The organism is Vibrio sp. 1580 (assembly GCF_033340055.1).
In genome coordinates this window covers 1-517 of sequence record NZ_JAWOVT010000741.1, presented here as the reverse complement: position 1 = coordinate 517, position 517 = coordinate 1, and the positions used below count along the sequence as shown (strand labels likewise).

General features: G+C 38.9%; 1 protein-coding gene. It reads left to right on the top strand.

Annotated elements, in window-relative coordinates; genetic code table 11:
* Window positions 1-246: 246 nt before the first annotated feature.
* Window positions 247-517: LysR family transcriptional regulator (locus R7093_RS28140; protein ID WP_318147397.1), on the top strand; the 271-nt coding region annotated here is incomplete at its 3' end.

The following is a 517-nucleotide window of genomic DNA, read 5'->3' as shown; positions in this document are numbered from 1 at the left end:
GATTTATTATACATTGGTTTCAATACCTTAAATCCATAATAGGCAATAACAACGCGCAAATGTTAATGGATCTAAATAATAATTACTATCATTATCATTTTAGCATTCAAATTTTGATGTCGTCTATTCTTGAATGCTTGGCATTTCTAGTCTTTATTTATCAGTGTGTTATATTGTTGAAAACGATTTCTGACAAATCTATCCAAATATCACAGCTGTGATTCACATCACACAAAGGGAGTTATCGTGCAGAGCCCTATCACTTTAGAAGCGCTCCATATCTTGGATGCGATAGATCGCAGAGGCAGCTTTGCGGCAGCGGCAAATGAGCTCGATAGAGCACCATCTTCACTGAGTTACCAAATCCAAAAGCTCGAACAAGATCTCGACATCAATATTTTTGACCGTTCAGGACACAAAGCGCTCTTTACGGAGGCGGGTAAGCTCATTTTGGAAAGAGGGCGTGCAATTCTGCAAGCGAGTGAAAAGTTAGTGAATGATGCGACTTTACTTGCTA